The following is a 22,787-nucleotide window of genomic DNA, read 5'->3' as shown; positions in this document are numbered from 1 at the left end:
ACTCAGACGAACGCGCTCTGGCCCGTGATCGCCTTGCCGACGATCAACGTGTTCATCTCGCGGGTGCCTTCGAACGAGTAGATCGCCTCGGCGTCGGCGAAGAACCGCGCGACGTCGTAGCCGAGCACGATGCCGTTGCCGCCGAGGATCTCCCGGCTCCAGGCCACGACCTCGCGCATGCGGGACGTGACGAACGCCTTGGCGAGCGACGAGTGCTCGTCCTGGAAGATGCCCGCGTCCTGCAGCTTCGCGAGCTGCACGAGCATGCCCCACGACGCGGTGATGTTGCCGAGCGACTTCACCAGCAGGTCCTGCACCATCTGGAACCGGGCGATGGGGCGGCCGAACTGCCGGCGCTCCTTCGCGTAGGCCAGGGCGAGCTCGTAGGCGCCGATCATCACGCCGAGCGCCTGCCAGGCGACACCGCCGCGGGTGGCGCGCAGGATCTCGGCCACGTCGCGGAACGAGTTGATGCGCTGCAACCGGTTGGCCTCCGGGACGCGGACGTCGGTCAGGGTGATCTCGGCGTTCTCCACGATCCGGAACGCGATCTTGCCCTCGATCTTGGTGGCGACGAAGCCGGGCGTGCCCTTCTCGACCACGAAGCCTTTGACCTGGTTGTCCTCCTCGTCGCGGGCCCACACGACCACGTAGTCGGCGAAGGTGGCGTTGCCGATCCACTTCTTGGCGCCGTTGAGGATCCAGGTGTCGCCGTCGCGGCGCGCGGTGGTGCGCATGCCGCCCGCGACGTCGGAGCCGCCGAGCGGTTCGGTCATGGCGAACGCGCCGATCTTGTCCATCGCGGCCATCGCCGGCAGCCAGCGGTCGCGCTGTTCCTGCGAGCCGCCCGCGTAGATCGAGTACATCGCGAGTCCGTTGTGGACACCGAAGAACGTGGCGACCGACGCGTCCGTGCGGGTCATCTCCATGGCCAGCATGCCGGTGAGCAGGTTGCTGACGGCCTCCGGGTGCTCGCCGTAGCCCTCGTAGGACAACGCGGTGAGGCCGGCGCCCCGGAACTTCCCGATCAGCTCGTGCGGGAACTCGCCCTTCGCCCAGTACTCGTTGACCATCGGCTTGATCTCGGTGGTCATGAACTCGCGGGCGCTCAGCAGGATCTTGCGCTCTTCGTCGCTGAGCAGCGCCTCGTAGTTGTAGAAGTCGGCAACGAGCTGGTCTTCAAGACGTTCCATGACTAGTTCTCCTCCAATGCCGTCAGAACGGCGAGCTGCTTGCGGTCGCGCGCCTCGGCCAGTGCCGAGTACGTGGAGGAGCCGTAAGCGTCTTCGACTGCTTCGATGAGCTTTTCGGGGTTGTCGGACGGGGTGCCGAGCTGCAAGCCCTGCATGGACTTGCCGATGTGTTCGGCGAGGTGCCGGTAGCCGCCGGGGCCGCCACCGAGGTGGGCGCCGAGGAACGGTCCGACGGTCGCCCAGCGGATGCCGAGCGAGTTGGTCACCACGGCGTCGAGGTCTTCGGGGCTGACGACGCCCTGTTCGACGAGGTAGGCGGCTTCCCGGGACAGCGCGGCCTGCAGCCGGTTGCCGACGAAACCGGGGATCTCCTTGCGTTCCACGACCGGCGTGCGGCCGAGGGAGCGGTAGAACACGACGGCCTTCTGGATCGACTCCTCGCTCGTCTGCTCACCCGGCACGACCTCGACCAGCGGGATCAGGTGCGGCGGGTTGAACGGGTGTCCGATGAGGACTCGTTCGCCGTCGATGCCCTTCGTGAACGCGGTGGACGGGATCGCGGACGACGAGCTCAGCAGCAGAGCGTGTTCCGGGGCCTCGCGGACGATCTCAGCGAAGAGGTTCTTCTTGAACTCCAGGTTCTCCGGGCCGTTCTCCTGCACGAAGTCCGCGTCCCGCACGGCTTCCGCGACGCTCCGCGCGATCTCCACGCCGTCCGGAACGACCTCCGCGAGGTCCGGCCGAGGGTCGGTGATCTTGACGGTCATGCCGTGCTCGGCGAACAAGCGGGCCCACGACAGGCCGATTACACCGGCACCGATCACTGCGACGTTCGTCATGACGCCTCCAAGTAGTTGTGAACCGGCTTGGCGGGAGCGAGCGTCAGGTCGGTGATGAGGTGGCTGGCGGACACGACCTCCAGCACGGGGAGGTCGGCGAGCGGCGCGAGGACGTGCTGGAACAGCTGCAACCGCGCGGGCCCGGTGTAGGCCTGCTTGACCACGACGTCGGTGATCTCGGTGCGCACGAGCTCCTGCACCCGCAGCGTTCCGTCGTAGTCCGGGATCGTCTTGAGCATGAACGTAGGGACGGTGATCTCGCGCTCGGCTTCCCGGCGGTCCAGCTCGAAGTGCTTGTAGCCCATGGTCGCGGTGGCGACCCGCAGCGTGCCGTAGTCGAGAGTGCCGACCAGGGCGCCGTTGTCGGCGTAGAGGTTCGGACTCGCCATCACTTTCGGGTAGGCGCTGACCTCGCGGCCGGACGCGGTGGCGGCGAAGCTGTCGAGGTACATGGCGTGCAGGTACTCGCCGCGCTCGCCGTCGAAGACGACCTGGATCGCCTGACCCGCCTCGGTGTACGGGCCGTAGCCGGTGACGTCGTTCATCTTCATGACCTCGAACCGGACGAGCGGTTCGTCGATCTCCAGCGGCGCCGGGACGACGGCTCGCAGCGCCTCAGGATCGGTCCGGTAGACGATGTTCAGGTACTCGCGGTCGTAGAACCGAGGCTGCACCGCGGGAAACGCGGGAGCGGTGAGTGGTGTGACTCCCAGCATCGTTCAGCGTCCTGTCCACTGTGGAGCGCGGCGCTCGGCGAAAGCGGTCATGCCTTCGCGGACGTCGGCCGTGGTCATCAACTTGGTGGATTCGGCGCGCTGGGCGGCCCAACGGTCGTCCGCACGCTGCACGGCCTTCACGGCGGCGAGCGCGAGCGGGGCGTTCTCGGCGATCTTCTCGGCCAGCTGCAACGCGACCGCGGCGGTCTCGCCGTTCGGCACGACCCTGTTGGCGAGGCCCAGTTCGGCGGCGCGACGGCCGTCGATCGGCTCGCCGGTCAGCAGCATCTCCATCGCGAGGTGGTGCGGAATCCGTTGCGGCAGGCGGACAACTCCCCCACCGGCGGCGATCAGGCCGCGCTTCACCTCGGGCAGACCGAACTTCGCGTCCTCGGCGGCGACGATCAGGTCGCAGCCCAGCGCCATCTCGAACCCGCCGCCCATCGCGAACCCCTCGACCGCGGCGATCAGCGGCTTGCTGAGCTCCGCCTCGGTGAGCCCGCCGAACCCGCGGCCGCCGATCTCCGGCGACTCGCCCTTGAGCGCGGCCTTGAGGTCCATGCCGGCGCTGAACGTGCCACCGGCTCCGGTGAGCACGCCGACGCGCAGCTCAGGGGTGTTCTCCAACTCGTCCAGGGCATTGCTCAGTCCCTGGGCGACAGCGGCGTTGACCGCGTTGCGCGCCTCGGGCCGGTCGATCGTGATCAGCAGCGCCGAGCCGACGCGTTCGGTGCGGACAGTCATGACAGCTCCTCGAGAACCTCGGCGGTGTGCTGCCCCGGCAGCGGGGCCAGGCGGCGGACGGTGGCGGGCGTGCGGGAGAACCGGACGGGGATGCCGATCGAGCGGACCTCGCCCTCGGTGGGGTGCCGCACGACGTCGAGCAGGTGGCCGTCGCGGACGTAGTCGTCCTCGTGCGCCTTGTCGAGCTCCAGCACCGGTCCGAACGGGATGCTGTGCTTCGCGCACACCTCGGCCCATTCCTCGGTGGTCAGGGCGGGCGCGCACTCGTCGGCCAGGGTCATCAGATCGTCGGTGTCGGCGGGGTCGATCCGCTCCCCCGCGACGCGCGGGTCCTCGACGAGGTCCGGACGTCCCGCGGCGGCGAAGAAGTCGCGGAAGTTCTGCGGGTTGTAGGGCACGACGCAGGCCAGGCCGTCCTTGGTGTGCACGGCGTGGTGGCCCTTGGCCATCGAGAGGTTGAAGCCGGTCGGCCCCTCCTCCGGCACGAACGCGTGCCCCGCGAGGTGCTCGACCAGGTTGAACGCGATCATCGTGTCCGCCATGGGAATCTCGACCCGCTGGCCCTCGCCGGTGCGGTTCCGGTGCACCAGCGCGGCGAGCACGCTGTAGGCGATGGTCAGCGAGCTGACCTTGTCGCCGATGATCGTCGGCAGGTAGACGGGCCTGCCGATGGCCCGGTTCGCGATGTCGACCAGTCCGGACGCGCCCTGGATCGTCTCGTCGTAGGCGGCGATGCCGGCCCGGTCGGAGTCGTTCCGGAACCCCTGCGCGTGGGCGTAGATCAGGCCTGGGTTGCGCTCGGCGACGTCGGCGTAGTTGAGGCCGAGCCTGCTGAGAGCGCCGGGCCGCATGTTGGTGATCAGCACGTCGGCCGTGTCGATCAGCTTGAGGGCGGTCTCGCGGTCGTCCTCGTCCTTGAGGTTGAGGGCGACACTGCGCTTGTTCCGGTTGACGTTGAGGCTGAGCGGCGTCATGCCCGGCGTGGTGCGGTAGCGGCCGTTGCGGACGGTGTCCACAGGCGACTCGATCTTGATCACGTCGGCGCCGAGGTCTCCGAGGATCTGGGCCGCGTACGGGCCCATGACCACGGTCGAGAGGTCGATCACCCGCACGCCGTCCAGTGGACCGGTGGTGATGTCCATCATCGTTCGTCCTTTCGCACCTTGCTTCGTTCTGCACATCCGAAGCTAGTGGCGAATTCAGCGAAAGGGAACGATCATGTAGCTCATAATGGTATGACCACAGCGGTCACACCATTGTTCATTTCTCGATGGGCTCCGCGAAAACGATCCTGGCGGCTTCGACGAGATCCTCGAGGTCGGCCGCGCCCCGGTCGTGCCGCCACAGCAGCCCGGTGTCGAGCTGCGCGCGGAAGTCCTCGAACGGCAGCACAGCCATGTTCTCCAGCTGGTAGCCGCGCATCGCGCTGTCCTCGTCGAGCATCGAGACGGAGAACCCGAGCCCGCTGGAGACGATCTCCGACGTGCCCTGGTAGCCGGTGTTGCTCAGCCGGATGCGCTTTTTGATGCCCAGCTCGTCCAATTGCCGGTCGAGCTGCTCGAAATACGCGGGCATCATTTCTTCCGGCGACTTCGCATAGGCGAGATCGGTCAGATCGGCCAATTTGACCGATTCGCGCCCCTTGAACAGGTCGGCCGGAACCACGGCGCCGAGGCGTTCCGTCATCACGTGCAGGGTGTCGAGAGAGGCTTCCTGCACGGGCAGCCGCGCCAACGTGAGCGCGAGCCTGCCGTCCTTCACCGCCTCGACGAGATCCGTGGTCGTGCCGGGCCACCGCTTGACCTCGAACCGCTCGTGAACCCGGTCGGCCAGCAGGTTCAGCCGTTCCCGCAGAGCCGGGTGGACTCCGGCGGGCATGCCGACGAACACGGTGGTGCGCACGGGTTTCGTGGCCTGGTCGAGCCGCCACCTGATCGACCCGACGCGGTCCAGCACGTCCCGCGCGATCGGCAGCAGAGCCGTACCGGCGTCGGTGAGGGCGACGTGGTGGGTGCTGCGGTCGAAGAGCTTGCGGCCCAGTTCGTGTTCGAGGTCCTTGATCCGCTGGCTCAGCGGGGAGGCGGCCATGTGCAACTTCCGCGCGGCCGCCGAGAAGTTGAGCTCCTCGGCGACCGCGACGAAGTACCTGAGGTGCAGCAGTTCCACCTGGTCAAGCCTAGGGTCAGACCTTCCTCAGCACGAACTCGTCGCTGCGGCCACCGCTCAGGAGCACGTCCAACCTGCCGGCGACGGCGTACGCGCCACACGGGGTCCGCGTGAGCGTGGTGGGTGCCTTGTCCGGCCACTTGGTCTCGTTCACGACCTCGACGGTCTGCCAGTTGTCGGTCGTGCGGACCTCGACCACGCGGTTCGCGGCGGTGTTGTCGACGAGCAGAAGCCTGGTGCGCCCCAACGCGAGCAGGCCGTCCGGAGCGCCGATCGCCGCCGAGATCGTGGTGACGTTCCGAGGGTTGGCGAGCGGGATCACGGCGAGCTTCCTCGCGCCGGACAACGCCGCGACGAGCTTGTCACCCAGGTAGGCGATGCCGTTGAGCCCCCAGCCGCCCGTCGACGGCTGGGCGAGATCCGGGTGCTGGACGAGGGTGGTGGCGTTCCCGTCGGGGGTGATTTTGTAGATCGTGCCGGAGATGGAGTCGGTGACGTAGGCGGTGCCGTCCGGGGCGAGCGCGACGTCGTTGGCGAAGTGGCCTGGGCCGGTGGCGAGGGTGACGCGGTGGATCGCCTTGCCGGTGCGCAGGTCGTAGATGCCGAGGCCCGCGAACGCCCTGGTGGTCTCGGGTTTGCTGCGGTCCGCGAGGCCCAGGTCGGCGTTGGTGACCAGCAGGCGGCCCCGGTACGGGTCGACGGTCAGGCCCATCGTGGTGATCAGCCACGGGTCGTCGACCAGGGTCTTGGCCTTGTCGCCTTCCACGCGCGACACCGTGCCGTGGGTGACCGAGCCGACGAGGAAGCGGTGCCGGATCGGGTCGTACGTGACGCCCTCCGGGTGGAGGGACGCGCCGGTGCCCATGACAACAGGAGGGCAAGCAGCGGCATGAGCAGGATTCGCCGCGAGAAGCAGCAGGGCGAGCAGCGAGATCAGGATTCTCGTCATCCTCCCGATCCTCACCGCGCGGCCCGCCCCCGACTACCGACTTCAGTCGCTACTTGCCGGTCGCGAGACGGGCTCGCGCAACTCCCGGCCACCGGCTCCTGGCGTTGCTTCTGCGGCGTGAGTCCCAATCCCGCCCTCGCTCCGCCCCTACTTGCGCCCCACGATCGCCGCGTTCGCCCCTGCCGCGTCGAGCCGAACCCGTTGCACGTCCCGGAAACCCGCGCCGGTGAGCCACTCCCGGTACTCGCCCTCGGTCCAGTTGTGGCCGCCCTCGGTCTCCACGAGCATGTTGAGCCCCATCATCGCGGCGGGCAGCGGGCCGGTCTCGTCGTCGTCCAGCACCAGCTCGCAGATGATCACGGCGCACCACCGGAAGGCAGTGCGGCCCAGCACTTCCGCAGGATCTCGCGCGAGGTCTGCTCGTCCCAGTCGTGCAGGATCATGCTGAGCAGAATCACGTCGTGTCCCGCGGGGAACTCGGTGTCGACGAGGAAGTCGCCGCCCTGAGCGGAGATCCGGTCGGCCAGACCGAGAGCCTCCGCCTTCGCGCGGGCCTGCTCGGCGATGGGCGGGAGGTCGTACACCGTCGCGCGCAGGTGCGGGTAGCGGCGGCAGAGGCCCACGGGTTCTCCAGGATCACAGGATCCGCGGTGGCGAAGAAGTTGTCCTGAGTGGAGGGATCCCAGCTCGTGGGCGTGTTGTCGCGCAACGCTTCCTGCAGCCTGCCCCACGCCGGGTAGCCCGCACGGTCGCAGTACTGGACGAACCCGCCGAAGTAGTGCTCCCCGCCGGGAACCAGGAACTCCGCCGCGAGGCCGGTGTTGCGGTAGTCGTCGCCGTCCTTCATCAGCAACTCCAGCGCCGTGCAACAGCGGGCGTGGGTGCAGGCCGAGGTCGGCGGCGAGGTCCTTGAAGGTCGCCGTGCCGCGCCGGTCAACGGCGGTGAACAGTCCGAAGTCGATGGCGGCGGCCATCGTCTTGAAGCGCCAGAAGCCGGTCGTCAGTTCCATCAGGGGCAGCGGAGAAACCACGAGGTCCTCACTTTCGGGTGGTCACGGGGACATGGCTGTCAGGCGGCGTAACGCCTCTGACTCGCCCCACCGGAACCCGATCCGCCGCGAGAGCTCGACGGCCTCTGTGTACGACGACTTCGCCTGCTCGGTGCGACCCGCCAGCTCGTGCACGATGCCGCGGTCGAGCAGCACGCCTGCCTCGATCTGCCTGTCCCCCACCGATCGTGCTAGCTGCAGCGCCTCCTCCGACAGCGCGAAAGCACGGTCCAGCGACCCCATCTGGCGGTGCGCGTCGGCCATGTTCGCGAGCGCGTGCAGCTCGCCGGAACGGTCACCGCACGCCCGGAACGTCGTCAAAGTCTCCTCGTAGCAAGCCAGAGCGGCGGGCAGATCGCCGAGCGCCGCGTGCACCAGGCCCAGGTTCGTGCGCACGTAGGCGGCGCCTTGGGAGTCGGTGAGCTCCTCTCGCAACGCCAGCGACGCCTCCAGCGAGGTGACCGCGGCGGGCAGGTCGCGGCGGCGCCAGTGCACGATGCCGAGGTTGTTGAGCGTCACGGCTTCGAGCTGCCGGTCGCCCAGCGAGCGGGCGAGGTCGAGCGCCGCCGTCCAGTGCTGCTGGGCCTCGGCGAACTTGAAGCCGCGCTCGCAGGCCGCGCCGAGTTCCTTCAACGCCAACGCTTCCGCGCGGATGTCGCCCAGTGTTCTCGCCGCCTCCAGGGCGAGGGTGTTGAGCGCCGCCCAGTCCGCCACCTCGGAGCGGCGGCGGAAGTACCACGACAGACCTGCCGCGAACGCGATCGCGTCGGCGGGTGAGGCCTGGTGCGCGGCGGCGATCAGGTTGTCGCGCTCCTCGGCCAGCCAGAGGTCTGCCGGGTTGTCCGCCAGGGCTTCCAGGTAGTGCTTGTGCAGGCGTTCCAGCGCGAGCGAGCGTTCGGCGGACGACTCCGAACCGCGGCAGCGCTCCCGGGCGAACAACCGCAGCAGGTCGTGCAGCGCGAACCGGCCGGGCACCGGTTCCTCGACGAGGTGGGCGTCCGCGAGCTCGCCGAGCAGTTCCTCGACGTCCGGCACGTCCGTGAGCGCCCTCGCGGCCGCCACGGCGAAATCCGGGCCGTCCAGCAGGCCGAGCAGGCGGAAAACCCTGGCCACCGCGGTGGATCCGAGCTCGGCGTAGCTGACCTCGAACGCCGACCGCACCGCGACGTCGCCTGCCTTGAGTTCGTCGAGGCGGCGCGTCTCGTCGGCCAGTCGCGCGGCCAGCAGCTGTGCCGTCCACTGTGGACGAGCGGCGAGCCTGGCTCCGGCAATGCGCAGTGCGAGCGGGAATCCACCGCACCAGCGCACGAGCTCCGCCGCGTCGTCGACCTTGCCCGCGACTCCCTGCAGCAGCTGGAAGGCGTCCTCCAGCGGCAGTGCGCCGAGCTTGACGTAGGAGGCGCCGTGCAGCGATGTGAGCGGGCGGCGGGACGTGATGAGCACCGCCGACCCGGGACCGGTGGGCAGCAGGCGTTTGACCTGGGACGCCGTGGCCACGTTGTCCAGCACCACGAGCAGTCTGCGCGATGCCGTCAACGACCGGTAGCGCAAGGCTTCCTCGTCGCCGGGTCGTTCACCGAGCGCGCGCAGGAACTGGCTCAGGACGCGTTCGGACGCACCGTCGGAGAGGTCGGCGTAGAGCTGGCCGTCCGGGAACCGCGCGGCGATCTCGTGCGCCGCCCTGACCGCGAGCGCCGACTTGCCGATACCCGCCTGACCGGTGATCACGCACACGGCGACCCGGTCCTGCTTCGTCTGGGCCTTGAGCAGGTTCAGCTCGCGCGCCCGGCCCGCGAACGTGACCACGTCCGGCGGCAGCTGCCGGATCGCCGACACCCCAACGGGTTTCGCACGCAGGATCTCGGCCTGGAGCCTTCTGAGCGACTCCCCCGGCTCGACGCCCAGCTCGTCCATGAGCACGCGGCGGCACTCCTGGTACGCGGCCAGCGCCTCGGCCGGGCGTCCGGCGCGGTGCAGGGCGACCATCTGCTGCTCGCGCAGGCGTTCGTTCAACGGGTGCTCGCGCACCCACTCGTTCAGGTCGGCGACGATCTCGACGTGCCGGCCCAGGTCCAGCTCGGCCTCGGCGCACTCGACGCGGGCGGCCAGCCGCAGCTCCTCCAGCTGTGCCACGACCCCGCGCAGCAGCCCGGCGGCGGCGATGTCGGCGAGGGCGGGACCGCGCCACAACGCGAGCGCCTCGCGGTAGCTCTGCGGGGTGCGTTCCTTGCGGGCCACGTCGAGCAGCGCGGTGAACCGGGTGAGGTCGAGCTCGGCCGGGTCGATCGACATCAGGTAGCCGGGCGCGCGCGACAGCAGCCGCGAGCCGACGATCTTGCGCAGCTGGTAGACGTAGACCTGCAGGTTCTTCAACGCCGTCTTGGGCGGCGCGTCGTCCCACAGCACGCTGATCAACCTGTCGACCGAGAGCACCCTGCCGGGCTGGGCGAGCAGCAGCGCGAGCACCGCCCGTTGCTTGGGTGGGCCCAGGTTCAGGCGCGCGCCGTCATCGGCGTAACACTCCACCGGCCCTAGCACCCGGAACTCCACAACTCCCGATCGTAACTACCGGACGCATACCGGACACATGCCACGCGGCATGACGTTTGACCCATGACGAAAACCTCACTGGCCCCGACGACAGTGGCACTGGCGGTGGCGCTCGGCACTGTGGCCGCAGCCGTGTCCCCCGCCCAGGCTGTCGAGCCCTACTCCGAGAGCCCGTCCAAGTCGTATGCAGTCCGTGCCAGTTCGAACACCGGATACGACGTGATCGTTGGCGGTGTGAAGAGAGCGACGTTCAACGTCAGCGATCCTGCATACACAATCCGGTCTACGTCGACTGCCGACGGTATGCAGTCTGCCGTCATCGCCGACTTCGACGGCACGGTCGGCAGAAGTTTGCATACAGTCGACCGTTATGGCAAGACGCGGTTCGTTGCAGGTGGAGCCATTACATCGGCTGTATACAACGGGTACACACTCGCCTACGTCGACGGTGAGAACGTCGTGGTCGACGGTATGCAGGTCGGCCGACTGAAGGGCCGCGCACCGCAGCTGCTCGGCTTCACCTCCGACGGCACCGGTCTGCTCGCGGTGCAGCACCCGGACGCCGCCGACGACAGCACCTACGTCGGTTCGCTGGTCCGCTTCGACCTCAAGTCCGGCGCCGCGAAGCCGTTGATCACGTCTGACTCCTCGACCTTGTACCGCGACTTCAAGCTCGTCGACGTCAAGGGCGAGCGGCACGTCAGCTTCATCAAGCACAACGAGATCTACCGCTGTGGTGGCGCAGAACCGCAGTACCTGGGCCTGGCGACCGAGCACGGCGAGGTCCGCTCGCTGGTCGGCGAGACCAAGCACCACTACCGCAGCGCCGTGTGGAGCACCGACGGCATGCGCGTCGCCTACGAGGTCATGGGGTGCGTGTCCGACAAGACGCGCGGGCCGAACCAGTTCGACGGCCTCAACGGCGTCTACGTCCAGGAGTTGGGGACCCAGAAGGCTTCCCAGGTCGTCGAGGGCCTGTCGTTCAACTACGCGCTGACCGGCATCGACGGCACCGAGGCCGTCATCGGCAGCCCGCAGAAGGGCTACACCAAGGCGGGCAGCCTCAAGACGGGCGGGCTCAAGGCCGCGACGCTCGACGGCCAGGTGACGACGATGGGCCGGCTGAACCGCGCCGAGTACATCCACCAGCTGTGGGACACCCGCAACGAGTTCAACGGCAACTCCTCCTGCGGCCCGACCAGCGCGGTGATCGACCTCGTCACCTACCAGCTGCCCAACGAGTTCGGAGTCCAGGTCTCGCAGCCGTCGTCGCACTGGTCGAAGTGGGGCCGCTACATCACGGACGAGTTCACCAACCGCGGCACCACCTTCAACCGCACGATGAACGACTGGTCGCGCACCGGAAGCTGGAAGGGCGCGCACGGCTGGATCACTGGCTACTACTGCGGCGGCAACCCGGCCCGCCCCTGCGCCTCCTGGGAGTCCGAGCGCGACTTCCTGGCCCGCAACGGCGCCGCGGTCCAGCAGGGCAACTTCACCCCGGCCCAGGTTCGCGCGTTCATCGACCAGGGCAAGTTCGTGATCATGAGCGGCACGTGGGGCTCGACCGCCGGCCACCTGTCCGTGGTGATCGGCTACCACGACAACGGTTCGTTCTACGTCCACGACACCTACGGCGCGGGCACGGACGGCAGCTACGACGGCGCGAACCAGCTCTACACCTGGGGTTACATCGCGCCCGTCCAGATGTGGGCCGCCTAACTACTTGACGGCCAGCACTACTTGACGACAAGCGTCAAGTACTTGCTATCGTCTGTCAAGTGGCGACCACACAGGAACACGTGGACCTGCGCGACGACCTGATCCGGCTCGTGACGAGCCGGCTGCTCGACCCGCTGGAAGTCCTTCTGCCGCAGGCCGACCTCGTCGGCCTGCGGTCTTCCGTTTCCGCCGACGCCGAGATGTGGGCGGCACAGCTGCTGGGCGACGACCCGTCGCTGGCGCACCAGCTCGCGGTCCGGCTGATGACCGTCCTCTACCCCGGCGACACCCCGTTCGACCCGCCGGACACTTGGTGGGCGACGCCGCTGGGCCGCGTCACCGCGCGCCGAGCCGGACACCCGAGCAAGGAGGGCGTGTCGTTCGGCGTGGCCGGCGCGATGCTCGGCATCACCCGGCAAGGCGTCCACGACCTGGTGAGCCGCAACAAACTCGCGCGCCATCCCGACGGCGGCGTCACCGTCGCCTCGATCCGCGCCCGCCTCGACCACCGGAGAGAACTGTGAAGCTCGCGGCTCACGACCACGGCGGCGACGGCCCGCCCCTGCTGCTCCTGCACGGCGCCGGGGGTGACCTGTCAGCCTGGGAAACGCTTGCGCCACAGCTGAACGCGCGCTGCGTCGCGGTGGACCTGCGCGGCCACGGCAGGTCACCGGACGGCCCGTGGGAGTGGGACGCGGTGCTGGACGACCTGGAGGCCACGACCGTCCAGTTCGGACTCTCGCAGCCCATCGTCGTCGGGCACTCGCTCGGCGGTGCCCTCGCCGGCATGTGGGCGCGGCGGCACCCCGACTGCCCCGCCGCGATCAGCCTGGACGGGCATCGCTCCGGCACCACGAACCCGGAGAACTACGTCCACTACGACCGGCTCGAAGCAGATCTCGCCACGCTCACGTCGATGTTCGACGCACAGCAGGAGACGATCACCCGGCCGAGCCGCGAGATCACCGACGTCTGGCGCCGCTCCCCCGAGTTCGCGGACGCCCTGCCGGTGTTCGCTCGCGTGACGGCACCGTTCCTGCTCGTGCTCGCCACGAAGAACCTGCCGGTGCCACCCGATCTCATCCCGCTGATGGACGCCCACCGCGCGGGCCTGCGACGAGATCTTCCTGTCGTGTGCCCCAACGTCGAAGTTCAGGAGATCGACGCGACGCACGGCATGGTGGCCGAGCAGCCTCTCGAGGTCGCCGCGATCGTGAACGAGTTCATCCGAGCAACCGCGTGAGCGCTTTGCGGGCCCGCGCGGGGGCAGCGTGGTCGTGCTCCAGCTGCAGGAAGTGGTTGAGCGCCAGCATGATCCCGACGATCTCGTAGATCAGCTGGTCGACGTCGGTGTCCTCCGGCAGGTCCCCGTCGCTGACCGCGCGCCGGATGTGGATCCGCAAGTCCCTGCGCCACAACGCGTTCATCCCGGCCAGCGCGTCCCTGACCCGCCCGCTGCGCCCGTCGAACTCGGTCGTCGCCGCCGTGAAGAAGCAGCCGCCGGGCAGCACCTCGCGTTCGAGGTAGGAAACCCACGCCTCTGCGACCGCCTTCAGCCGCGGCATTCCCGACGGCAACTGCTTGACGCGCTGCGGCACCTCGCGCGAGAACACCGCCGCCGCCTCGTCCACGACCGCGAGCTGAAGGCCTTCCTTCGTCCCGAAGTGCCCCAGCAACCCGGCCTTGCTCATCCCCATCTCGTCGGCGAGCCGGCCGATCGTCAACCCCTCCAACCCTTCCGCCGAGGCGATGGCGAGGCTCCGTTCGAGGATGCGCTGCCGCGTCTCGAGCGTGTCGGCAACAGATCGGCGCGGGCTCATCGTCACAGTCTACGACCCTTTAGCTACCGACCGATCGGTTGCTATATTCGCCCGGTCGCCTCGCCTAAGGAGCACACCTTGTCCGGATCCCGCGTCGTCGCGCTCGGCCACCACCAGCCGGAGCGCGTGCTGACCAACGCCGACCTGGAGAAGATGGTCGACACCAACGACGAGTGGATCCGCCAGCGCACGGGCATCGCGACCCGCCACATCGCGGGCGAGTCGGAATCCGTGGCGGACATGGCCTCCGGCGCTGCAGCGAAGGCCCTCGCCTCGTCCGGCCTCTCCCCGGCCGAAATCGGCCAGGTGATCGTGGCGACGTGCTCGGCCATCGACCGCTCCCCGTCGATCGCCGCCCAGGTCGCAGCCCGCCTGAACATTCCTTCCGCGGTCTGCTTCGACCTGAACAACGCCTGCGCCGGCTTCTGCACGGCCCTCGCCACCGCCGACCACACCCTCCGCGCCGGCGCAGCACAGCACGCCCTCGTCATCGGCGCCGAGAAGATGTCCGACCTCACCGACTGGACCGACCGCGCAAGCTGCATCCTGCTGGGCGACGGCGCGGGCGCAGCCGTGATCAGCACCTCCTCCTCGGTCGACGTCAGCCCGGTCACCTGGGGCTCCGACCCGTCCCGAGGCAACGCCGTCCGCCTGGTCGACGACTGGCAGCCCCGCTTCGCCCAGGAAGGCCAGTCCGTCTTCCGCTGGGCCACCAGCGAGTTGCCTTCGGTTGCGGCCCAGGCCTGCGAACGCGCGGGCATCACCACCCGCGACCTGGCCGCCGTGGTCACGCACCAGGCCAACCTGCGCATCATCGAAGCCATGACCCGCAAACTCGACCTGCGCGACGACGTGATCATCGCCCGCGACGTCGTCGACTCGGGCAACACCTCGGCCGCGTCGGTCCCGCTCGCGCTCTCCAAGATGTCCGAACGGGGAGAGCTCCCCTCGGGCCAGCCGGTACTGATCTTCGCCTTCGGTGGCGGCCTCTCCTGGGCGGGCCAAGTGATCACCGCCCCCTGACCCCGGCGGTTCCAGCGTGGGCGCGCGGGTCAAAGACCTGACGAGCTTTGGTTTCGTCATCGCCGCTTCGCGACGATTGCGATTGGGGCTTGACTTCGGGTCCCTTGCGAGGCGCTTGTTCGGGCGGAAAAGGTCGGATGCTTCGCACCCGCCCGATCCGAAAAGGGTAGCACCTCGCACCCAAAGTCAAGCCCCAATCGCTTCGCGTGCGTGGGCGCGTTTTGTTGTTCGGACGGCGGTCATTACCGGTGCCTCTCGTTGTTAGCCCGCATTCGGCTCGGCTTCGCCATCGCCGCTTGCCTTCGGCTTCGCGGGGGGTGTGTTTGTTTAGGCGGTTCACACGATGGTGTTTTGTTTTTCGCGTTATCTGGTCGTGATCTTGCGGTAGGATCGAACATGTGAGCGACCCCCGACTTCTTTCCTCCGACGAGCTCTTGCAGAGCATCGCCGATGATGTGAAGGAAATGCGGGTGCGCGAAAACTCGGCGATGCGAAAGATCGCCGAGCTGGAGCGGCGTGGGGCGGCGGCCGAGTTCGGTTACAAGAAGCTGGCGCAGGTTCTGCGGGACGCGGTCCGCTGGGACATTCACGTCGCCCAGCAGTGGGTGGCGAATGCCGGTTTGTTGAGCAGTGAGATCACTCCGACCGGCAGCGAGTTGGCCCCGGAGCTTCCGCTGACTGCCGAGGCCGCCGCTGAAGGCGAGTTGTCGATCGCGCATGTCGTGGAGATCGCCAAGGCGATGAAGAAGCTGCCCGCCGAGCACGAGGCCACGGTCGTGGACTACGCGAGGCAGTTCGAGCCCACCACGGTCCGCAAGCTGGGCGCCAGGCTCGCCTACTCGCTGCACCAGGACGACCCAGAGCCCGCCGAGCCGAAGCCGGAGCGGCTGGTCAACCGGCACTACAGCCGCCGACGCAAAGACGGCTACCTGGAGGTCAAGGCGCTGCTGGACACGGCGACCGGCGCCGCCTACGAGGCCGCCCTGGCCCCGCTGGCCAAGCCCCGCCCCGACACCGGCGAAGGCCCGGACCAGCGCGACCGCTCCGAACGCGAAGGCGAGGCCTTCGCCGATCTGATCAACCTGATGGTCCGCGCCGACCAACTCCCCGAGCACGGCGGCGAGCCAGTCACCCTCACGCTGACGATGAGCTACGACGACCTGGCCAACCAGACCGGCCAGGCCCTGCTCGACAACGGCGAGCGCATCCCGGCCGCCCAAGTCCGCCAACTCGCCTGCAACGCCGGAGTCATCCCGCTGGTGCTGGGCGGCCACTCCCAGCCGATGGACATCGGCCGCAAAACCCGGACCTTCCCGGCGGGAATCCGCAGGATCCTGGTCGCCAGGGACCGAGGCTGCGCCTTCCCCGGATGCTCAAGACCACCCCGGCACTGCGATGCCCACCATGTTCGCTACTGGGCCGACGGCGGCGACACCTCAGTCGACAACGCCGTCCTGCTCTGCCGACATCACCACACGCTGATCCACCAAAGCGAGTGGGAAGTAAAACTCGTCCACGGCATACCGACGTTCTATCCACCACCATGGCTGGACCCAGAACGAAAACCCAGACGCAACCAACTCCACACCGCCGCCTGAACCGAAGGACGAGTGGTTATTGCGAGGCGGGTCGTTGTCAGCCGGACCATTGTTGGCTGCGTCGTTGTGCGCCGAGACATTGTGTGCCGAGCCACGAGCGGACAACGTCCCGCGCGGCACGCGCGGCACTCCCGCAAAGCCGAAGGCAAGCGGCGATGGCGAAGCCGAGCCGAATGAGAGCAGAACAACGAGAGGCACCGGTAATGACCGCCGCCCGAACAACCAAACGCAACCACGCACGCAAAGCGATTGGAGCTTGACTTTGGGTGCGAGGTGCTACCCTTTTTGGATCGGGCGGGTGCGGAGCATCCGACCTTTTCCGCCCGAACAAGCGCCTCGCAAGGGACCCGAAGTCAAGCCCCAATCGCAATCGTCGCGAAGCGGCGATGACGAAACCAAAGCTCGTCAGGTCTTTGAACCCGCGCGCCCACGCTGGAACCGCAACCCAACCACAAAACGCGACCAACCCCCGCTGGAACCACAGCGTCCGGTGTCAACAGCACCAGCCGAGGCGAGCCAGTCTCCGAAGCCAGGACCGAGCAAGGTCCACAAAATAGGCCGGTGTGGCGGCTCGGGAGCCCGCCGAGCCGCCACACCGTTGGTGACGCACGAGAAGAAGGTCAGCCTGCCGGCGCGGGATCCAGCGCATCGCCGCGTGGCGTCATCGGTCCGCCACCTGGCCAACGCGGCGACGTCGGAGTTCGCCGTTCCCGCTTGCCCTGTGCCGACAAGCTGATACCTCCTCGACCGGGTTAAGGCCTCGCGCGTCCTCCGCCCACTCGCACCATCTCCGGCCTCGAACGTGAATGCCGCCGCCGCTGCAAAGGCGGGGACATCGACGACGAGACGGACGGGGGAACGGATGATGCGCGGGCGGCGACTGGTTCGGGAACTGGAATCTGGGTGGTGGGGAGAACTTCCGGGACGGGAGAGGCTGCGGGCTCGGAGGGGGCCGGCTGGGTCCACACCGTCTGGTTGTGCTCCACCTGGTTCTGCCGGAAGAGTTCCGGGGTTTCGGTGATGATGCGGCCCGGCTGTTCCAGGCCCACGATGCCGACGAGTTTGCCGTTGGCGATGAAGCCGGTCAGGCCGTTGACGTCGGTGGTGTCGGTGCCCAGGACGGGCAGGCCGGCGCCTTGGACGCGCATGCCGTACTGCTCGGTCCAGAAGCGCGGGACCGGGGTGTATGCCTTGGCGTGGTTGCGGCCGACCAGCAGGTTCTCGGCGGCGGCGCGGCCACCTTCGACCGCGTTGAGCCAGTGCTCGACTCGGCGCACGGCGCCGTTGAAGCGCATGTTGGGCCAGCGGGCGACGTCACCGCAGGCGACGAGGTTCTCGGCGCCGATCACGTGGTTGGTCTCGTCGCACAGCACGCCGTCCGAGATGTCGAGGCCGGAGCCGCGCATCCAGTCGGTGGCGGGCGAGGCACCGACGGCCAGGACCACACAGGAGGCGAAGAAGACCTGGCCATCGGACAGATGAATGCCGATGCCGCCGGGCTGGCGCACCCAGTGCTTGATGCCGACACCGGTCGCCAGCCGCACGCCGTGGTGCACGTGCGCCTCGGTGATCTTCTTGCCGATGTCGTCACCGACGATGCCGCCCAGCAACGCGGGCGAGCGGACGATCAGGGCCACGTCGCGGCCCATGTGACGAATCGAGCAGGCGAGCTCGCAGCCGATGAACCCGCCGCCGATGACAGCGACGAGGCCCTGCGACTGACGGATGTTCTTGCGGATCGCGACCGCGTCGTCCAGCGTCCGCAGCACGTGCACGCGCGGGTCGTGGCGCGGAGCCCCGCCCATCGCACGAGCATCGACGCCGGTGGCGATGATCATGCCGTCGTACTTGATCTCCTGGCCGCCGGGCACCCAGACCGACTGCTTCTTCGGGTCCAGGTGCAGGGCCGGGGAGTTCAACATCCATTCGGCGTCGAGGTCACCCGAGAACGACAGCAACGAGTCGTCCGGGGTCCACTCACCGGTGATGATCTGCTTCGACAGGCACGGGCGGTGGTAGGGGAGGTGCCGTTCGGCGGACAGGATCGTGATCTGCCCGTCGAAACCCATCTCCCGCAGCCGTTCCGCGGAACGGACTCCTCCGAGCCCGCCGCCGACGACCACGATCCGTTCGCTCACTTCACTCGCTCCCTGATCTCGATCGCGCGCATCGGACACGCGCGCTGTGCCGCTCGGGCCTGAGCGAAGTGCTCCTCTGGCGGCCGGCGGTTGTAGGTCAGGCGGTTGTCCTCGATCAACTGGAAGACATCCGGCGCCTCCGCCTGGCACGTGCCGTAGCGGTGGCATTTCTCGTTGTTGACGCTCACGTCCATCGCGTCGCCCTCGCCGACGCCGGGTTCCTTGCCGCGCTCGGAGTCGAGCATGCCGATGCGCATCAGCACCTCGGCCGGCAGGAATCGGGCCAGTGCCAGGGTCGCGGTCGGGACGAGAATGGTGAGGCCGGCGAGCCAGAGAACGGACAGGTTGCCGTTCGCGATCGCGCCGAACCAGGAGTGGACCACGGTGATGCCCACCGCGATGTAGGCGGTTTGGTGGAACCGCAACCACTTGCGGTAGAAGACTTTGTGCCTCATCGACGCCAGCACGGCGATCGCGAGCATGACCTCCAGGCCGAGGATGCCCAGCGCGTGCCGGAACAGGCCGCCGTCGACGAACGGCAGAATGAGCTTGATCACGCTGAGCGGTGCTCCCTGCAGCAAGGAGAACGCGAACGCGTGCAGCGTACCGAATGCGATGGCCAGCGAGGCGAGCACCATGTGCCCGTTCTTCAGGCCCTCACGGCCGGTGAGCTTCTCGGCCCACCCGGTAGCGATCAGCACACCCCAGGACAAGGTGGCGCACATCAGGACGTAAGCCAGCCTGGCGGACATCTGCGCCATCTTCTTGACGCCCGAGTCGAACTCGGCCTGTGCCACCAGGAGCGGAATCTGGCTCGACAACAACTCTTCCTCCGGAAAGTACTACTCGCGGGAACCCGCCCGGTCCTGTCGTGCAGGAGTGGACACATCAGGGCCGGGCGGGTGGGAACAGGTCCGCGTTGGAGTGCCTCTGACCTTGGGACACCACCTCCGTTTCCCGTTGTTCAAACGGGGTCTTGCAGACTCACCGCACCGCTCGTCGCGGGCGGAGTACTCGGAGCAGGAGCACCGTGAGAACGGCTCCCGCCGCGGTGACCGTGAGGATCACCCACATGTTCGGCCCCTCACCGGAGGCCAGGCTGGCGTTGATGATGCCGCCGGCGGGCTGGGGTTCCGCGAACGACGAGTCGGCCGCGAGACCGGTGCTCTCCAGCAACGTCATGTGCTTCATCACGACGTCGATACCCGCCTGTGCGAACCCGCGGATGACATCGTTGCGGGTGCCCGAGCGGACCTTCGCGATGAAGGGGAAGATCTGGCCGTGTGCGGCGCGCAGCCGGGCGACGAAAGCGTTGTCGAACGCGTCTCCCTCGAGACCGTTCAGCTCGTCCATCCACGACTGCTGTGCCGGGTTCGGCACGTCCGGGGTGGTGAGTCCGAACCCGGCGGCCGTCTTCTTCGTCAGGGCGTCCAGCATCATGTGGTCGCCCATGATCATCTTACCGATCTGCTTGACCCTGGCGTTCGACGCCTTGGTGGCCGTGAGCTCGCCCATGGGCATCTCCCACAGGCCTGCCAGGCGCACCCTGTTCAGCAGTTCGCGGTCGTTCGCGGTGATCGGTCCGGTCGGGGTGTCCATCACTCCCCCGGTGTCCGCGGGCTGCGCTGCAGCCGTGGCGGCCAGGCCGGAGAAGAGGAACAACATCGCCAAGACGGTGGCGAGGGCTCTGGTCATCGTCTTGATGTCCTCGTTGTTCGGGGAGTCGGTAGGGGGTCTGGTGAAGAGCAGTGGGCTCAGTAGCCGGGCGCTGCCGGCGGCGGGCCAGACTGCGGTGTCTGTCCTGCCGGCGAGCTGGGGGACGTGCTCGGCGTGCTGCTGCTCTTGTTGCTGTTGTTCTGGGCTTTCGCGCCGGTGATCTTGGCGCCGTTCGGAGCGGTGACCCACCAGGTCCCGCCCTTCCCCTGCCCCTTCATGTCACCGGACACCTTGTCCTCGGCATACGTGTACTGCGGGTACCCCGCGATGGTGAGCTGCTTGGTGCCGTCCGGCCTGGTCAGGACCCCCATGGTGATCGGGTCGATCCCGGTCGCCATCGGCGTCTTGTCCGCGAGGACCGGCTTCCACGCCTTCGCGCACTCGCCCTCGCAGTTCGACTTGGACGGCTTCGGGACGTCCTTGTCGAAGCGGTAGAGCGGCAGGCCGTCGGCGTCGATGACGAACCACCCCATCTGCTCGGTGTTCGCGATGAAGTAGAGGTTCGCACCGCCCAGATCAGCGTTTTTGGCCTGGAGGGCGCCAGGAGCGGCCTCTCCACCAGGAGCCGTCTGGCTGCCGCACGCCGTGAGGGAGATAGCCAGTGCCGCCAGGGCGGTGATGGCTGGTCCACGTCGCATCGGCAGGTCCTTTCTCAGCGGGGGTACCGAGGAGTACGGACACGATCCGGCAACGGTTCACGGACTTCGTGAGGAATATTTGCCTCTCGACTTAAGACGGTTGATGGGGCAAGGATGTCCCCCGTGGCGCGGCATAGACGTCAACGTGAGTTAGACGAACAATCACCAAGACCGGGGTCGCTCGAAGAAGAGCTGATCCGCCGGCTGTACGAGGAATTCGGCAGCGCCCTGCTGGGACACTGCATGAGGTTGACTGGCCATGATCGTCAATGGGCAGAGGACATCGTGCAGGAAACCCTGGTCAGGGCATGGCGCAACGCCGAGAAACTCGAACGTGACCCCGTGCTCTTGCGGTCGTGGTTGTTCACGGTGGCAAGGCGGTTGGTCATTGACGACAGACGAAAGAGAAGCGTCCGTCCGCAGGAGTTCGAACTGACCCCTTCGGACGAGTCGCCTTCGGGCGGCGAGGAGGATCGCACCCTCGCGGCGATCGTCGTCGCCGAGGCGATGAACGGTCTCTCAGAGGAGCACAGGGAGGCTATTCTCGAGACATACCTGCGGGATCGCACCGTCGGTGAGGCCGCGGCGGCACTGGGTGTGCCACCGGGAACGGTCAAGTCGCGGGTGTACTACGCGCTCCGTGCGCTGCGGCGCGCGTTGCACGATCGGGGAGAGACGCGGTGACAACGGCACCAGATCACCTCGACGTCGCCGCCTACGTGCTCGGCATCCTCGATGCCGATGAGGTGGAGGCGTTCGAGAACCACCTGACGGAATGTCGCAGGTGTGCCCTTGACCTGCGCGACTTCGCGGTGGTGCCGGACCTCATCGACGAGGCCGACGCGGGCGGGATGCTGCGCGGAACAGCTCCGGAACGCCCGGACGGCAAGTCGGTGCGCGTCATGCTCGACGCGGTCGCGGCAAGAAGGAAGCGCAGAAGGTGGTTCGTCGCCCAGGGTGTCGCGGCCGCCGCCGCCGGCATCGTGGCGGTGACGGCCGTGGTCACCACGCTCGTCGTGCGCAGCGGCGAGGACGGGTCGAACCAGGCAGCACCTCCGAACGCGAACACGACGACGTCGCAGACCCCGGTGGCGAACAACTCCACCGACTCGTCGATGAAGGTGCAGCAGCAGGACCCGAACAGCGGGGTCTTCACGAAGATCACCGCGTCGGACGAGGCGTGGGGCACCTCGATGGACATCGAGGTCAGCGGCATGACCGGCCCCAGCAAGGGAACGCTCGTCGCCGTCGGCCGCACGGGCCGCGTCGCCCAGGTGACGTCCTGGTACGCGCCGGAACCCGTGGCCGGGGACAAGAAGACCATCCGTCTCCAGGCGAACGTGGCCATGCGCTGGCACGAGATCGCGACGTTCCGGATCCAGGACGAGAACGGCAAGATCCTGCTCGAAGCCGTCGCGACCTGACCCCTTCCCGACACCAGCCCACTGCCCCCGCCGGATCCGTGAGATCCTGTGGGGGCAGTTGTCGTTTTGGGGAGGCTTGCACGTGGCGATAGGCCCGTCAGCGGTCGAGCGCTGGCTCGATCTGTCCACAGAGGAGCTGCGCGCTCAGGTCAAGCAGCTCGTGTCCGCCCGGCTACCGGGTGATCACGCTGTGTGGCAGGCGATCCGGCGCCATCCAGCTCTCGTTCCGCGCATCCGCGGTGTCCTCTCCGGACTCGCGGCGACAGCGGCGGGGAGCAAGGACGAGGCCATGCAGAAGGTGTGGATCTCCAAGGCGCGGGCCGCTTTGGACGTCGCCGCGCCGGCACCGGTGAAGACCGCGCGCAAACCCGTGGCGAAGGAAGTACCGGCACCTGTGCCCGAGCCGGAACCGGTGATCGACCTGAAGGAACCGGAGCCGCAGCAGAAGCAGCCGCCGAAAGCGATTCCGACGATGCTGTTCCAGGAACCGAGTTAGCGGGCA

The 22,787-nt window shown here is 68.0% G+C and carries 23 protein-coding genes; 8 read left to right on the top strand and 15 right to left on the bottom strand.

All coding sequences use genetic code 11. The features are described from left to right. Nucleotides 1–2: 2 nt before the first annotated feature. The 10 genes from AB0M24_RS22930 to AB0M24_RS22885 form a co-directional block, all read right to left on the bottom strand. Complete coding sequence (locus AB0M24_RS22930) at nt 3–1,193, bottom strand: acyl-CoA dehydrogenase family protein (RefSeq protein WP_363771140.1); 1,191 nt, start codon at nt 1,191–1,193, stop codon at nt 3–5. Between the two features lie 2 nt (nt 1,194–1,195). After that, nucleotides 1,196–2,032 carry a 3-hydroxyacyl-CoA dehydrogenase NAD-binding domain-containing protein gene (locus tag AB0M24_RS22925; RefSeq protein ID WP_363771137.1) on the bottom strand — a complete coding sequence of 279 codons (837 nt, stop codon included), beginning with the start codon at nt 2,030–2,032 and terminating at the stop codon, nt 1,196–1,198. After that, entirely contained in the window at nt 2,029–2,748 is a 720-nt protein-coding gene (locus AB0M24_RS22920; RefSeq protein ID WP_363771134.1) for an acetoacetate decarboxylase, read from the bottom strand. Before AB0M24_RS22920 ends, AB0M24_RS22925 begins: the two co-directional genes overlap by 4 nt. Nucleotides 2,749–2,751: 3 nt before the next feature. Continuing rightward, entirely contained in the window at nt 2,752–3,492 is a 741-nt protein-coding gene (locus AB0M24_RS22915; RefSeq protein WP_363771131.1) for a crotonase/enoyl-CoA hydratase family protein, read from the bottom strand. Beyond that, entirely contained in the window at nt 3,489–4,637 is a 1,149-nt protein-coding gene (locus AB0M24_RS22910) for a CoA transferase (RefSeq protein WP_363771128.1), read from the bottom strand. Before AB0M24_RS22910 ends, AB0M24_RS22915 begins: the two co-directional genes overlap by 4 nt. 115 nt (nt 4,638–4,752) lie before the next feature. Further along, nucleotides 4,753–5,658 carry a LysR family transcriptional regulator gene (locus tag AB0M24_RS22905; protein ID WP_363771125.1) on the bottom strand — a complete coding sequence of 302 codons (906 nt, stop codon included), beginning with the start codon at nt 5,656–5,658 and terminating at the stop codon, nt 4,753–4,755. Between the two features lie 16 nt (nt 5,659–5,674). Beyond that, nucleotides 5,675–6,607 carry a hypothetical protein gene (locus AB0M24_RS22900; protein ID WP_363771122.1) on the bottom strand — a complete coding sequence of 311 codons (933 nt, stop codon included), beginning with the start codon at nt 6,605–6,607 and terminating at the stop codon, nt 5,675–5,677. A gap of 147 nt (nt 6,608–6,754) precedes the next feature. Further along, the gene (locus AB0M24_RS22895; RefSeq protein WP_363771120.1) at nt 6,755–6,967 is read right to left on the bottom strand and encodes a methyltransferase; all 213 of its coding nucleotides are present in this window, start codon (nt 6,965–6,967) and stop codon (nt 6,755–6,757) included. Next, nucleotides 6,964–7,230: a methyltransferase gene (locus tag AB0M24_RS22890; RefSeq protein WP_363771117.1), complete on the bottom strand. Its 267-nt coding sequence runs from the start codon at nt 7,228–7,230 to the stop codon at nt 6,964–6,966. Before AB0M24_RS22890 ends, AB0M24_RS22895 begins: the two co-directional genes overlap by 4 nt. A 429-nt stretch (nt 7,231–7,659) precedes the next feature. Beyond that, the gene (locus AB0M24_RS22885; RefSeq protein WP_363771114.1) at nt 7,660–10,206 is read right to left on the bottom strand and encodes a BTAD domain-containing putative transcriptional regulator; all 2,547 of its coding nucleotides are present in this window, start codon (nt 10,204–10,206) and stop codon (nt 7,660–7,662) included. 63 nt (nt 10,207–10,269) lie between these two features. Between AB0M24_RS22885 and AB0M24_RS22880 the strand changes: the two genes are divergently transcribed. Genes AB0M24_RS22880 through AB0M24_RS22870 form a run of 3 tightly spaced genes read left to right on the top strand, consistent with a single transcriptional unit; the run spans nt 10,270 to nt 13,171 of the window. Next, complete coding sequence (locus AB0M24_RS22880; RefSeq protein WP_363771112.1) at nt 10,270–11,928, top strand: C39 family peptidase; 1,659 nt, start codon at nt 10,270–10,272, stop codon at nt 11,926–11,928. Between the two features lie 59 nt (nt 11,929–11,987). Next, nucleotides 11,988–12,452: a hypothetical protein gene (locus AB0M24_RS22875; protein WP_363771109.1), complete on the top strand. Its 465-nt coding sequence runs from the start codon at nt 11,988–11,990 to the stop codon at nt 12,450–12,452. Then, complete coding sequence (locus AB0M24_RS22870) at nt 12,449–13,171, top strand: alpha/beta hydrolase (protein WP_363771107.1); 723 nt, start codon at nt 12,449–12,451, stop codon at nt 13,169–13,171. The genes AB0M24_RS22875 and AB0M24_RS22870 overlap by 4 nt, the downstream gene beginning before the upstream one ends. Here the strand turns inward: AB0M24_RS22870 and AB0M24_RS22865 are convergent. Further along, a complete protein-coding gene (locus AB0M24_RS22865) occupies nt 13,152–13,748 on the bottom strand; it encodes a TetR/AcrR family transcriptional regulator (RefSeq protein WP_363771104.1) in 597 nt (198 codons plus the stop codon). The genes AB0M24_RS22870 and AB0M24_RS22865 overlap by 20 nt on opposite strands. A gap of 78 nt (nt 13,749–13,826) precedes the next feature. Between AB0M24_RS22865 and AB0M24_RS22860 the strand changes: the two genes are divergently transcribed. Further along, nucleotides 13,827–14,771: a beta-ketoacyl-ACP synthase III gene (locus AB0M24_RS22860; RefSeq protein ID WP_363771101.1), complete on the top strand. Its 945-nt coding sequence runs from the start codon at nt 13,827–13,829 to the stop codon at nt 14,769–14,771. A gap of 398 nt (nt 14,772–15,169) precedes the next feature. Further along, nucleotides 15,170–16,369 (top strand): DUF222 domain-containing protein, encoded by a 1,200-nt coding sequence (locus AB0M24_RS22855; protein WP_363771099.1) that lies wholly within the window; start codon nt 15,170–15,172, stop codon nt 16,367–16,369. Between the two features lie 752 nt (nt 16,370–17,121). Here AB0M24_RS22855 and AB0M24_RS22850 read toward each other — a convergent pair. From AB0M24_RS22850 to AB0M24_RS22835, 4 genes are all read right to left on the bottom strand, one after another. Further along, nucleotides 17,122–18,507 carry an FAD-dependent oxidoreductase gene (locus AB0M24_RS22850; protein WP_363771096.1) on the bottom strand — a complete coding sequence of 462 codons (1,386 nt, stop codon included), beginning with the start codon at nt 18,505–18,507 and terminating at the stop codon, nt 17,122–17,124. Then, nucleotides 18,504–19,328 carry a ferredoxin gene (locus AB0M24_RS22845; RefSeq protein WP_363771093.1) on the bottom strand — a complete coding sequence of 275 codons (825 nt, stop codon included), beginning with the start codon at nt 19,326–19,328 and terminating at the stop codon, nt 18,504–18,506. Before AB0M24_RS22845 ends, AB0M24_RS22850 begins: the two co-directional genes overlap by 4 nt. A 163-nt stretch (nt 19,329–19,491) precedes the next feature. Continuing rightward, on the bottom strand, nt 19,492–20,202 hold the full coding sequence (locus AB0M24_RS22840; protein WP_363771091.1) for a DUF4142 domain-containing protein: 711 nt from the start codon (nt 20,200–20,202) through the stop codon (nt 19,492–19,494). A gap of 59 nt (nt 20,203–20,261) precedes the next feature. Further along, nucleotides 20,262–20,861: a hypothetical protein gene (locus AB0M24_RS22835; protein ID WP_363771088.1), complete on the bottom strand. Its 600-nt coding sequence runs from the start codon at nt 20,859–20,861 to the stop codon at nt 20,262–20,264. A gap of 114 nt (nt 20,862–20,975) precedes the next feature. Between AB0M24_RS22835 and AB0M24_RS22830 the strand changes: the two genes are divergently transcribed. From AB0M24_RS22830 to AB0M24_RS22820, 3 genes are all read left to right on the top strand, one after another. Beyond that, the gene (locus AB0M24_RS22830) at nt 20,976–21,545 is read left to right on the top strand and encodes a sigma-70 family RNA polymerase sigma factor (protein ID WP_030468711.1); all 570 of its coding nucleotides are present in this window, start codon (nt 20,976–20,978) and stop codon (nt 21,543–21,545) included. Further along, a complete protein-coding gene (locus AB0M24_RS22825) occupies nt 21,542–22,285 on the top strand; it encodes a zf-HC2 domain-containing protein (protein WP_363771084.1) in 744 nt (247 codons plus the stop codon). The genes AB0M24_RS22830 and AB0M24_RS22825 overlap by 4 nt, the downstream gene beginning before the upstream one ends. Before the next feature lie 82 nt (nt 22,286–22,367). Then, nucleotides 22,368–22,781 carry a hypothetical protein gene (locus tag AB0M24_RS22820; RefSeq protein ID WP_363771081.1) on the top strand — a complete coding sequence of 138 codons (414 nt, stop codon included), beginning with the start codon at nt 22,368–22,370 and terminating at the stop codon, nt 22,779–22,781. The last annotated feature ends 6 nt before the right edge of the window (nt 22,782–22,787 follow it).

It is taken from the genome of Lentzea sp. NPDC051838 (assembly GCF_040681245.1).
In the GTDB taxonomy this organism is placed as follows: Bacteria; Actinomycetota; Actinomycetes; order Mycobacteriales; family Pseudonocardiaceae; genus Lentzea.
This window is presented reverse-complemented; position numbering and strand designations above follow the sequence as displayed.

Bases quoted from the DNA above. Each gene is read 5' to 3' on its own strand.
- AB0M24_RS22930 (WP_363771140.1), bottom strand. From the start codon at position 1,193: ATGGAACGTCTTGAAGACCAGCTCGTTGCCGACTTCTACAACTACGAG.
- AB0M24_RS22925 (WP_363771137.1), bottom strand. From the start codon at position 2,032: ATGACGAACGTCGCAGTGATCGGTGCCGGTGTAATCGGCCTGTCGTGG.
- AB0M24_RS22920 (WP_363771134.1), bottom strand. From the start codon at position 2,748: ATGCTGGGAGTCACACCACTCACCGCTCCCGCGTTTCCCGCGGTGCAG.
- AB0M24_RS22915 (WP_363771131.1), bottom strand. From the start codon at position 3,492: ATGACTGTCCGCACCGAACGCGTCGGCTCGGCGCTGCTGATCACGATC.
- AB0M24_RS22910 (WP_363771128.1), bottom strand. From the start codon at position 4,637: ATGATGGACATCACCACCGGTCCACTGGACGGCGTGCGGGTGATCGAC.
- AB0M24_RS22900 (WP_363771122.1), bottom strand. From the start codon at position 6,607: ATGACGAGAATCCTGATCTCGCTGCTCGCCCTGCTGCTTCTCGCGGCG.
- AB0M24_RS22880 (WP_363771112.1), top strand. From the start codon at position 10,270: ATGACGAAAACCTCACTGGCCCCGACGACAGTGGCACTGGCGGTGGCG.
- AB0M24_RS22865 (WP_363771104.1), bottom strand. From the start codon at position 13,748: ATGAGCCCGCGCCGATCTGTTGCCGACACGCTCGAGACGCGGCAGCGC.
- AB0M24_RS22840 (WP_363771091.1), bottom strand. From the start codon at position 20,202: ATGACCAGAGCCCTCGCCACCGTCTTGGCGATGTTGTTCCTCTTCTCC.
- AB0M24_RS22835 (WP_363771088.1), bottom strand. From the start codon at position 20,861: ATGCGACGTGGACCAGCCATCACCGCCCTGGCGGCACTGGCTATCTCC.
- AB0M24_RS22830 (WP_030468711.1), top strand. From the start codon at position 20,976: ATGTCCCCCGTGGCGCGGCATAGACGTCAACGTGAGTTAGACGAACAA.